The sequence below is a fragment of the Chitinolyticbacter albus genome, assembly GCF_024437655.1.
In the GTDB taxonomy this organism is placed as follows: domain Bacteria; phylum Pseudomonadota; class Gammaproteobacteria; order Burkholderiales; family Chitinibacteraceae; genus Chitinolyticbacter; species Chitinolyticbacter albus.
Map to the genome: position 1 here is coordinate 83,793 of NZ_JANBVF010000008.1, position 11,320 is coordinate 95,112.

Sequence of the window (11,320 nt, forward strand, 5' to 3'; positions counted from 1 at the left end):
CCGGTTCGAACCGGGGCGTTGGCTTTGCTACGCTGCTGCATCCCCCGCCAGCAACTGCCTTAGCCCGTCCTCATCCAGCACCGGCACGCCGAGCTCTTCCGCCTTGGCGAGCTTGGAACCGGCCGCTTCGCCCGCTACCACGTAGTGAGTCTTCTTGGACACGCTGCCCGACACCTTGCCGCCCGCAGCCTCGATCAGCGCCTGTGCATCGTCGCGTGACAGCGTCGGCAGCGTACCGGTCAGCACGAGGGTGAGACCTTCGAGACGCCCCGCCCCATCAGCCAGTTGTGGCAGTCGGTCCAGCAACTCGGCACGCAACGCCTCCAGCGCGCCCAGCGACTGCCGATGCCCTTCCTGCGCCAACCAGTCGGCCAGCGCTGCCGCCACATCGGCGGGCAGGCCCAGTGCAGCGATGCCATCCTCATCGAGACCAGCCACGGCGCCGAGCGAACCGGCCCGCTCGGCCAGCTGCCTGGCGCGAACCGGCGTCAACCTGGCGATACCGCAGGCCGCCAGCAACTCGTCCACCGCCAACAGACCGCGCAACTTGGCGCTGAGCGCGTGCTCGTCATTCGGCACCACCCCGGCGGCCCGCAGCGCATCGATCACTGTCTCGTTCTGCGGCTCGGCGAAGAATTCGGCGATGCTCTCGGCCACGGTGGCGCCCACGTCGGGCAGCACGCGCAGCAACGGCGCCGGCGCGCGGCGGATGATGGCAAGGCTGCCCAGCCAGTCGGCCAGCGTCTTGGCGGTCGATTCGCCGACGTGACGGATGCCGAGCGCGAACAGCAAGCGCGCCAGTGGCGGATGCCGGCTCGCCGCGATTCCGGCCAGGATGTTTTCGGCCCATTTGGTGGTGACCTTGCCGGCCAGCACCGTGTCCGGCGTCGCGCCGTCGCGCTCGTCGGCGCGACGTTTCATTTCCAGCAGATCGTCCAGCGTCAGGCGGTAGAGGTCGGCCACTGAATGCACGTAATCAAGCTCGACCAGGTTGTCGATGTATCGCTCGCCCAGGCCCTCGATATCCATCATGCGGCGGCCGGCGAAGTGGCGGATCGCCTCCTTGCGCTGCGCCGAGCAGATCAGCCCGCCCGCGCAGCGCGTCACCGCCTCGCCCTCCTCGCGCACCACGTGCGAGCCGCACACCGGGCACGCGCTGGGCAGCCGGTACGGCGGGTGCGCCGGCTGCTGCGCCGGGTTGAACAGGTCTCCACCTGGCACGTCGACCATGGGCCGGCGCTCCAGCACCACACCGACCACTTCCGGGATCACGTCGCCGGCACGCCGCACGATCACCGTGTCGCCGACACGCACGTCCTTGCGATCGACCTCGTCCTGGTTGTGCAGCGTGGCGTTGGTCACAGTGACGCCGCCGACGAACACCGGCTGCAGCCGCGCCACCGGCGTCAGTGCCCCCGTGCGGCCAACCTGCACGCCGATGGACTCGACCACGGTCAGCGCTTCCTGCGCCGGGTATTTATGCGCCACCGCCCAGCGTGGCTCGCGGGTGCGAAAACCCAGCTCGCGCTGCAGCGCAAGGTTGTTCACCTTGTAGACCACGCCATCGATATCGAACGGCAAGGCATCGCGCTTGGCGGCGATCGCGGCATGGAAATCGACCAGCCCCTCCCCGCCCTGCGCCACCACGCGATCGGCACAGACCGGAAAGCCGAAGCCAGCCAAAGCATCGAGCATGCCGGCATGGCTGGTCGGTTGCATCGGCCAGCCCTGCACTTCGCCGAGGCCATAGGCGAAGAACGACAGCGGCCGCTGCGCCGCGAGTGCGGGATCGAGCTGGCGCACCGCGCCCGCTGCCGTGTTGCGCGGGTTGACGAACAATTTGCCGCCAAGCTCGCGCTGCCGGGCGTTGAGCTTCTCGAAATCATCACGCCGCATATAGACCTCGCCGCGCACTTCCAGCACCGCCGGCGCCTCGCCACTCAGGCGCAGCGGAATCTGGCGGATGGTGCGGATGTTCTGCGTCACGTCCTCGCCGGTCGCGCCATCACCGCGCGTCGCGGCCTGCACCAGCACGCCGCCCTCAAAGCGCAGATTAATGGCAAGGCCATCGAATTTGAGTTCGGCCGCGTACTCGACGGGCGGATCGGATTCGGCCAGGCCCAGCTCGCGCCGCACGCTGGCATCGAACGCCAAGGCGCCAGCTGCGGTGACGTCGGTCTCGGTGCGGATCGACAGCATCGGCACCACGTGTCTCACCGACGCGAAGGCCGGCAGGATGGCGCCGCCAACGCGCAGCGTGGGGGTGTCGGGCGTTTTCAGCTCGGGATGATCGCGCTCGATCGCTTCGAGCTCGCGAAACAGCCGGTCATACTCGGCATCGGGCACGGTCGGCGTATCGAGCACGTAGTATTCGTGCGCGTAACGGTTGAGCAAGGCGCGCAGCTCGGCTGCGCGTTGGGTGACGTCAGTCATGGTGAAAATCTCGATCGGGGCCGGTTCACACCGGCACGTTGAGCTCGGGAAAAGCCTTGCGCCACTGCCAGATCTCGACGCTGGCGCGCAGGCCGCATAGCCAGAACGGGTCGCTCGCCAGCAGCGCGCGAATCTCTGCCTCGCTACCGGCCTCGACGATCCACAGCCCACCCTGGGCGAGCTCCAGCCCGTCCGGCCACAGCGAGCCCGCCACCAGCACGCGTTCGGCATGCTGACGCAGCCAGTCGAAATGCGCCTGCATCTGCTCGCGACGCAGCGCGGCGGTATCGGGGCGATCGCGAAACTGCACGATATAGCGCATGGCTTTCCTCAAAACGAACACGCCGCTGCGAACAGCGGCGTGCAAAGCGTGTGTCGATCTACTCAGGCGAACAGGCGCAGCGCGGCCACCGAGCCCGGCGCAATGCCGCGATCGTCCATCTTGGCGTAGAGCTGACCAAGCTGGCGGCGGATATTGTCGAGACTGGCGGCGGTCAGCGCGCGGCCATTGTCGTCGACCAGGCTGGCATCGAGACTGCCGGCCAGTTGCTGCGCGAAATCGCTCAGGTAGTCGAATACCGCGAGGCCCCCGGCCACGCGCGGCACGTCGAACAGCAGCGTCAGCGCGGTGCTGGTGGGCCCCAGCGGGCTCTGGTCCTGGTTGGCCAGCGTGAACAGCGTCTTGCCCGAATCGCTCTTGTATACCCAGCCCTCGCTGGTACGGGACAGGCCCGACTGCTCGGCCAGCACCCTCACTTTTTCCAGCTGGAACGGCCGGCCGGCGCTGACGAGATTAAGGCCGATCAGCACATCGACCGAGGCGCAGAATTCGTCGAGCTCACCCGCCGCGGCAAGCTTGCCGGAACGCTGCGCAAAGGTGGCAACCGCCTCGTGCTCATCGGCAAACTGCTGCACCGCCATGCAAAAGGCGTTGAGTTGCTCGGCCGACAACGGCCCCTGCCTGTCGGCCAGCTGCAGTCCCAGTCGTAATGCGGTGTAGTCGGCGCTGCTGGCCGAGTTGACCACATCCCAATGCCCGTCAGTGGTCAGGCCGATCACCTGCACCCGTTTGGGCGCCGCGATACGCGGCACGGCACGGGCGGCGATGACATCGCGCGCATGCACTTCGGCAATGAAGTCGACATTGGCGTCGAGCAGGCTTTCAGCCAGCGCGTCGCCATCGTCCTGCTGGGGGGGAATCACCGGCGCGGGTACCGCAGCGCGCGATTCGGCGCGCACATCCGGGCGGGCCTCGACGCGCACTGGCGCCTCGTCGGCCGGCAGTTCCAGCCGCGTCGGCAGGTCGTCATCAGCGTCGAGCGCCGGCTCGAAGCGCTCGCCGCTGCGCACCATATTGCGCGGCGCATCCATCAGCACGTCCGGCTGGTTGCGAGCGAACGCCTGTTGCGTGCGCTTGCGATAGCGATATTCCTGCCACCAGTTGAAGGCGTAAACCGCGGCGACGATGGCACCAGCGCCGATCAACGAATACAGATGCAGATCTTTCATGGATGGTCTTGGTTGCGGGCCGACATCAGGCGACGGCCGTATTCATCAGGTATGGGCTGCATTCAATCACAAGCGGCACGCCCGTCCAAGCGTTGATTTGACGCCGCGATTCACCAGCGGCAATCCAGCGGCGCCGCATCGCGCGGTGCAATTGCGATATCGGCGAAGATAGAACGCGCGCCCAGTTGCCGCAAGGCGGCTTGCGCGGGCGGCCAATCGGCAGCAGGCCCGACGAAAACAACGGTGCGGCCAGCGCCGCTTGCGGGCGGCTCCACCGCACGGCGGAGCAACGCTACGGTCTTAGCCGGATCGAGCGCGCCGAGCACCAGGGGCTTGCCAGCCGCCAAGAGTTGCGAGCGCAATTCGGCCACTTCCCGTGCGTCGATGGTCAGCATCGAGGTAACCAGCACGCCTTCATGTTCGTCGTGTTGTGGCACCTTGGCCTCGGCCATGGCCTCGACGCCGCGGGCGAAATAGCGCGACAACTCGGCGCAAGGATCGTTGCCCGCCCAGGCCGGTATCGTCCAGCACAACGCCTGCGCCAGCAGCAGAGCCTTGCTCATTCGTGTCATACCGTTGCCGCCTCGCGCATGGAAAGCGCCTGTTCGATGTCGACTGCCACCACGCGCGATACGCCCTGCTCCTGCATGGTGACGCCGACGAGCTGGGTCGCCATTTCCATCGTCAGCCGGTTGTGGCTGATGTAAAGGAACTGCGTGCGTTCGGCCATTTTCTTCACCAGGCTGCAAAAGCGCAGCGTGTTCGCATCATCGAGCGGCGCGTCAACCTCGTCCAAAAGGCAGAACGGCGCCGGGTTGAGCCGGAACAGCGCGAACACCAGGCTCAGCGCCGTCAGCGCCTTCTCGCCGCCCGAGAGCAGGTGGATGGTGCTGTTCTTCTTGCCGGGCGGCTGCGCCATGATCGCGAGGCCCGCGTCGAGGATTTCGTCGCCGGTGAGCACGAGTTCGGCGTGGCCGCCGCCGAACAGCGTGGGAAACAGCTCCTGCAGATTGCCGTTCACCGTGTCGTAGGTCTGCTGCAACAGCGCGCGCGTTTCGCGGTCGATGCGGCGGATGGCGTTTTCCAGCGTCTCGATCGCCTCCAGCAAATCGGCCGACTGCGCATCGAGATAGCTCTTGCGCTCGCGCGCCGCGTTCAATTCTTCCAGCGCCGCGAGATTGACGGCGCCAAGGCCAGAGATCACCTGCGTCAGCCGGCCAATCTCGGCGACGAGGCTGCCGACCTTGAGCCCGGTGCCAAGCTTGTCGCGCAGCGCCTCTTCGTCCGCCTCGGCTTCGGCCAGCTCCTGCGCGAAACGCTCGGCGGCAAGGCGCGCCTCCTGCTCCTTCAGTCGCTGCGTGTTCACCGCTTCGCGCGCCGGCTCCAGCGTCGCTTCAATCCGCTGTTTGTCAGCCTCGCGTTCGCGCAGCTGGTTAGTCAGGTGATTCAGCGCATCGCGCGTTGCGGCGAGCGCGCGTTCCTTCTCGCTGCGTGCGTTCACCGCATCCTGGAAGCCGACATCGAACTGGCCTTCGTCGACACCTTCGAGCTCCAGCACCAGCGTTTCGGCCCGTTCCAGCAACCGTTCGCGCTGCGCGCCCAGATCACCATCGCGCCGTGCCAGCTCGGCAATACGCTGCTCGGCGGTCTGCACGGCGAAGCGTGCCTCCTGCGCGCGGCGTTCAGCCTGGCGCAACCGGCTACGCTGCAGCTCGCACGCCGTTTCCATCTCGGTGCGGGCAAGCTTGGCGTTGTCGAGCGCTTCCTCCAGCGGCAACAGCTCGTCCTCGGCGACGATGCGGGTCTCATCAAACTCGCGTTGCGCCGCGCCCTCGTCGGCCATTTGCTGCATCACCTGCGCCAGCTCGTCGGAGAGCGCCTGCCGACGCCGCATCGCCTGCTGCTGCGCCTCGTCACGCCGCGCCAGCTCGCGCTCGAGCTGCGCCAGCTGCTGCTGCGCCGTGTGGATGCGCTGCCGCGTCGTACGCACGCTGCCGTCCAACGACGTTTGTCGCTGCGCAGCATCGGCATGATCCGCTTCGAGCGCCGCATGCTGTGGTCCCAGCACCGTCAATTGCGCACGGATGTCATCGAGTTCGCGCCGGCGGGCCAGCTCACCCGCGAGCGCACCGCCTGTGCCATGGAAGCGGACGCTGCCGGCGTCGATACAATGCCCTTCGGGCGTGACCAGCCGTTGCCCTGCCGCCAGCGTGGCCCTGGCGGCCCACGCCGCGTTCAGATCGCTGACCGCCTCCATCCCCGCCAGCCAGCCATCGAGCGCGGCACTCACCCGCGCATCCGCGCTGCGCACCTTGCCGCGCAGCGAGCTCGGCGCGACGGCGGCACCCTGAGCTGGCAACACCAAGGTGACCGTCGCCGGCGCGTGTTGCTGCGGCGGCTGCCCGGCCAGGCGCGCCTGCAGACGATCGGCCAGCACCGCTTCGATCGCCGTTTCCCAGCCGGGCTCGACGCTGATCGCATCGAGCAAGGTTGCCGCATCGGCCAGGCCTTCGCTCGCCAGCCATTGCGCCAGCGCACCGGCATCATCGTGACGCGACAACTCGGCCAGTGCCTGCTCGCGCGCCGCCAGCTGCGCGCGCTGCAGGCCCAGCCGTTCGCGCTCCTGACCCAGTTGCGCCACGCCAGTGCGCGCGGCCTCGAGCGCCGTTTCGGCCTCTTCCAGCGCCAGCACGTCGGCTTCGAGTGCCAGCGCCAGCTCCTCGCGCTGCAGCGTGGCCTCGTCATCCTCGGCGTCGGCCGGCGCCAGTTGCGCCGCCTCGGCGCGTAGTCGCGTCTGGCGCTGTGCCAGCTGCTGCGCATTGCGCTCGTGTTGTTGCGCCTGCTGGCGCGCCAGCTGCACCGCATTGCGCGTGGTGGCAAGGCGGTCGCGCAGGCTGGCCCATTCGTCACTCGCCTGCGCCAGCGCCGCTTCCAGCTCCGGCAGGCGCTGTGTTTCCTCGTCGAGCGACATGGCCGCCTCCTCGGCGGCGTATTGCGCTTCCTCGCGCCTGCCCTGCCATTCCTCGAGCTCGCTGCCGGCGGCGTGGCCCTGGGCGTCGAGTCGGGAGAGCTCCGTGCGGGCTTCGTTCAGCTGCTGCGTGAGGCGCTCACGCGTCTGCTTGAGGTGCAGCAACTGCTGCTCCAGCCGGGCGACGGCGGCATTGGCGTCGTAGAGCGTGGCCTGCGCCTCATGCACCGCGTCGGTCGCGCCATAGTGCGCCTCGCGCTGCGCCTCGATGGTCGCTTCGAGCGATCTCAGCTCGGCCAGCTGCGCCTCGAGCGCGTTCTGTGCGGCGTCGATCGCGCGGCGGGCCGCCTCGACCTCGCGCGCGGCGTCGAGCTTGCGTTGCAGCGCCAAGAGGTTCTGCTTCTCGCTGATCGCATCCTTGATGCGGTTGTATTCGGCGGCGACCTCGGCCTGCGTTTCCAGCTTGCCGATCTGCTTGTCGAGCTCGGTGACGATGTCGTGCACCCGGTCGAGGTTGTCGCGCGTGTCGGCGAGCCGGGTCTCGGTCTCGCGGCGGCGTTCCTTGTACTTGGAAACGCCGGCGGCTTCTTCGAGAAAGTGCCGCAAGTCCTCGGGCTTGGCCTCGATGATGCGGCTGATCATGCCCTGCTCGATGATGGCGTAGCCGCCCTTGCCGACACCGGTACCGAGGAACAGATCGGTGATGTCGCGCCGGCGCACTTGCAGGTTGTTGATGTAGTACGACGATTCGCCCTGGCGGGTGAGCACGCGCTTGATGGCAATCTCGGCGTACTGACTCCACTGCCCGGCAGCGAGGCCCGCGGCGTTGTCGAACACCAGCTCGACCGAGGCGCGGCTCACCGGTTTGCGGCTGCCCGAGCCGTTGAAGATCACGTCCTGCATCGATTCACCGCGCAACTGCTTGGCGGACGATTCGCCCAGCACCCAGCGCACGGCATCGATCACGTTGGATTTACCGCAGCCATTGGGCCCGCAGATCGCGACGAGCTGGCCCGGAACGTGCACCGTGGTCGGGTCGACGAAGGATTTGAAACCGGCAAGCTTGAGGTGGGTAAGACGCACTCGGGGGCTATCGTGTAATCGTTTCGCCGATTGTAACGGCCGCGTGGCCTGCGGCACAGCGCGAGTGCCATGTGGTATGGCGTGGCCACGACGAAAAAACGGGCAAGCTCGCGCTTGCCCGTCCTGTTACTACCTTGCCAGTGATGGATTACAGCTTGGGCAACACTGGAATCACATCGCTGCAGTTACCGGTCAACGGCAGGTTCTGGCACACGAAGCGACCGGCGGAGTTTTCCGTCGCTGCGCCCGCCGGAGCGGCTTGGTGAACACGCTGTTTCCAGATTTGCCAGATCATGAAGCCGTCGAACGAGCGACCCTTGTTCTTCACGTACTTCACCAGGGTCTCGACGTTGTAGTACGGCGTGGCCATGTTGTTCAGGCCAGTCAGCAGTTCGGCGTCGTACGCCACACCACCGTCGTTCAGCCGTAACATCGCGCCACCGGCGCCTTCCGGTGCGATTTCCATGCCCATGTTGATCGGGCCACCGTAGATCGCCTTGTAGGACTCGTAGCCTTCGCGCGGATCGTAGTACTCGCCACCGTCATACGACATCAGGTTGATGAAGTTGATCTTGGCGCCATGATCCTTGACCACCCGGTACATGGTGCCGCCAAACGGCGAGCCCCATTGCACCTTGCCCTCTTCGAATGGCGTGCCCTTCACGTAGTAGGCGCCCGTCGACCAGCCGGCGATCGAGATCTGCAACCCGGCGCTGCGGTTGCGGATTTCGTTGTACAGGCTGCTGATGATATTGGCGATCTCGCTATCCTTGGAGCAGCTGAAGCTGGCTGCCTCGGCCTTGTTGCAGCTGCTGCCCGACGATTCCCAATCGATGTCGACACCGGATGCGCCCAGGTCGAGCGCAAGATCGACGATGTGCGGTGCGTTGAAGCCGCTCCACTGGCTGCCCTGGCTGTACGACCAGCCACCGACCGACAGGAACACCTTGGTGCCACGGTTCTTCAGCGCCGCGATGTTGTTGCGCAGATCCTGCGATTGCTGCGCAGTGAACTTCTTCTGCCCGGTATTGGTGCTCGCACCCTCGGCGAATTCGAAGCCAGCGACTTCCTGGTCGAACGCGTAGGAGCCCTTCACATACTTGGTGTCCGGACGCACGAAGGCGAGGTTCACGTGGGTGAAGTAGCTGGGGATATTGGATGTGGTCAGGTCATAGATGCTGGTATTCCAGGTGCTGGAATAACCGACATACATGCGCGGGCCGCTGGGGCTCGGCGTGACCGGAGTGACCGGATTGGGCGTTACCGGCGTCGGGCCCGGAGTGACCGGGGTGGGGTTACCGCCGCAGTTGTCGAGCTTCTTCCAGGCGCCCCATTCGCCCGATTGGGCCGGGTTGTCACCCTGGGTCCACCAGCGCGCCTCGTAGTTGACGCCGTTGTACGTCACGCGGGTGCCGCCGGTATAGACAGCGGAGCTGGTCCACGCGGTGTAGCAGGTCGATGGCGACGGCGTGACCGGCACCGGCGTTGCAGGAACTGGGGTGGCCGGAACCGGGGTCGCAGGCCTGGGAGTAACCGGTGCAGGCGTTACCGGCGTCGGCGTGGCGGTCGGGGTGCTGCCGCAGCTGCCGCCGGCGGTCCACAGCGTCGGCGTGGCGGCCGGGTTCCAGTTGGTACCGACATAGGCGGTATGGGTGACCAACGCGGTATAGCTCGCGCCGTTGTAGCTCACCACGGTGCCGGCGGCGTAGGTGTTGCCTTCGGCCCAGGTGGCGCAGGCGGCCTGGGCCACCATCGGTACCGTGCAGGCGGCGCCCGCGACCAGCGCCGCGGTCAGCCACTCTACCGGCCGGCGCTTGATGTGTTTGCTTTGCATCCTATTTGCTCCTCGTCTTGTTCTCGAAAAAACCGCGTCAGCCGACGTAAAGCGCGCGCGGCCACCGAGAATGTGAACTTCAAAGCAAAGTGCTACAAGGCAAACGACATGACGCAATTGGCATTAACTGACAAACGTCGCCTTAATTCAGACGAAGCAACACCTTCGCCGGATCACGCGACGATGGCGTCGCTGCGTTCGGAATTGTGCGCCACGGTGGGCGACTTCATCGTCCACATCGCTTCGCGCAGCAAGGGATCGTAGCGTTGACTCCAGCCTTGCCCGCAGTCCGAGCAACGATAGTGGCGAAACTCCAGTCCGGCCTCGATATGCCGCGGGCGTTCCTGCATCAGCCCAAGATGCGCATCCAGGTGACGCGGCTGCCGTGCCAGACGCGCGCATTGCAGGCAAAGATGCGCCCGGGCCTGGTGCTGGACCAGGATCAGATGGCGAAGCACGGAACGCTGCAGTAGCTCGCTGCGGCTGATTTGAAGATGCGACATGGCGGTACTCCTGTGCATGATGTTTGGATGGGTCGATTCATGACATCAGGGTATCGACTAAGCATCGGCCTCCGAATCAGCTGTTGCCGCAATGCTTTGCCAGACCAGTCCTACAGACGCGGCGTTTTCCACCAGCCAGCGTGCTCCCGCCACAGAAAGCGCTTGCCCCTGGTCGGCGCGCGGGCTATGCCCGAAACAGACACCAGGAGCGCCACCATGGATACCAACCCTAACGACATGCCCACGCTGTTCGCCCAGCTAGGCCTGCCCGCCGATCGCCAGAGCATCGATGCATTCTTGCTGCATCACCGGCTGCCGCCGGGCCAGAGCCTGCCCGATGCGCCGTTCTGGAGCGCAAGCCAGGCCGCCTTTTTGCGCGAGGCGTTGGCCCAGGATGCGGAATGGGCCGAAGAAGTCGACGAGCTCGCCGCCCGCCTTAGCCATTAAGCGCCCGTTCATGTTTTTTCGTGACGGTGCCGCTGTGCACATCGCAAACAAGGCGCTAAAACCTGAACCCGCTCATCCCGCCTTGCGCGGGCTGACCCACATGGTGATCGTCGCGGCGAGCACGACTTCGCCCGCCAGATTCTCGACACGTACCGCCACCGGCAAGGCATAGGCGCCATCGGTGTCGACAGGCAGCTCGGCGCGCGCATGGGCAACGAGGTCCGTATCGGCCTTTTTCAGGTACTCCACGGTCATGCCCTTGGGTATCCAGCGATCCGTGGACGCAATGGTGATATCGGTCATCGTTCCCGCCGCGAGCTCGGCGATATTGCACATGGCGATCGCGTGCACGGTCCCGATGTGATTGAGCACCGCGCGGCGCTTCTTCATCGCCACGGCCGCATAGCCTGGCTTGAGCTCGACAAAACAGGGCCGCACCGAGCCGAAATACGGCGCCTTCCAGCACACCAGCCGTGAGAACAACCAGCGCCCCGCCGGCAAACCATTCAGTCTTTGCCACGCTGCCGCAATCGCGTTTGCCAT

At 66.1% G+C, this 11,320-nt stretch carries 9 protein-coding genes; 1 reads left to right on the top strand and 8 read right to left on the bottom strand.

The window, feature by feature from the left end; all coding sequences use genetic code 11:
• Positions 1-27: 27 nt before the first annotated feature.
• The 7 genes from ligA to NLI84_RS06825 all read right to left on the bottom strand — a co-directional run bounded on the left by ligA (position 28) and on the right by NLI84_RS06825 (position 10,330).
• The gene (ligA, locus tag NLI84_RS06795) at positions 28-2,433 is read right to left on the bottom strand and encodes an NAD-dependent DNA ligase LigA (protein WP_255989133.1); all 2,406 of its coding nucleotides are present in this window, start codon (positions 2,431-2,433) and stop codon (positions 28-30) included.
• A 25-nt stretch (positions 2,434-2,458) separates the two neighbouring features.
• On the bottom strand, positions 2,459-2,755 hold the full coding sequence (locus NLI84_RS06800; RefSeq protein ID WP_255989136.1) for a YciI family protein: 297 nt from the start codon (positions 2,753-2,755) through the stop codon (positions 2,459-2,461).
• A gap of 62 nt (positions 2,756-2,817) precedes the next feature.
• Entirely contained in the window at positions 2,818-3,942 is a 1,125-nt protein-coding gene (locus NLI84_RS06805; RefSeq protein ID WP_255989139.1) for a cell division protein ZipA C-terminal FtsZ-binding domain-containing protein, read from the bottom strand.
• A 110-nt stretch (positions 3,943-4,052) separates the two neighbouring features.
• The gene (locus NLI84_RS06810) at positions 4,053-4,505 is read right to left on the bottom strand and encodes a hypothetical protein (protein ID WP_255989141.1); all 453 of its coding nucleotides are present in this window, start codon (positions 4,503-4,505) and stop codon (positions 4,053-4,055) included.
• A 5-nt stretch (positions 4,506-4,510) separates the two neighbouring features.
• The gene (gene smc, locus NLI84_RS06815; RefSeq protein WP_255989144.1) at positions 4,511-7,993 is read right to left on the bottom strand and encodes a chromosome segregation protein SMC; all 3,483 of its coding nucleotides are present in this window, start codon (positions 7,991-7,993) and stop codon (positions 4,511-4,513) included.
• Between the two features lie 148 nt (positions 7,994-8,141).
• Complete coding sequence (locus NLI84_RS06820; RefSeq protein WP_255989146.1) at positions 8,142-9,827, bottom strand: carbohydrate-binding protein; 1,686 nt, start codon at positions 9,825-9,827, stop codon at positions 8,142-8,144.
• A gap of 173 nt (positions 9,828-10,000) precedes the next feature.
• Entirely contained in the window at positions 10,001-10,330 is a 330-nt protein-coding gene (locus NLI84_RS06825) for a hypothetical protein (protein WP_255989149.1), read from the bottom strand.
• 216 nt (positions 10,331-10,546) lie between these two features.
• Here NLI84_RS06825 and NLI84_RS06830 point away from each other — a divergent pair, with 216 nt between their 5' ends.
• Positions 10,547-10,777: a DUF2789 domain-containing protein gene (locus NLI84_RS06830; RefSeq protein WP_255989151.1), complete on the top strand. Its 231-nt coding sequence runs from the start codon at positions 10,547-10,549 to the stop codon at positions 10,775-10,777.
• 72 nt (positions 10,778-10,849) lie between these two features.
• Here the strand turns inward: NLI84_RS06830 and NLI84_RS06835 are convergent, their stop codons facing one another.
• On the bottom strand, positions 10,850-11,320 hold the full coding sequence (locus NLI84_RS06835) for a hotdog fold domain-containing protein (RefSeq protein ID WP_255989152.1): 471 nt from the start codon (positions 11,318-11,320) through the stop codon (positions 10,850-10,852).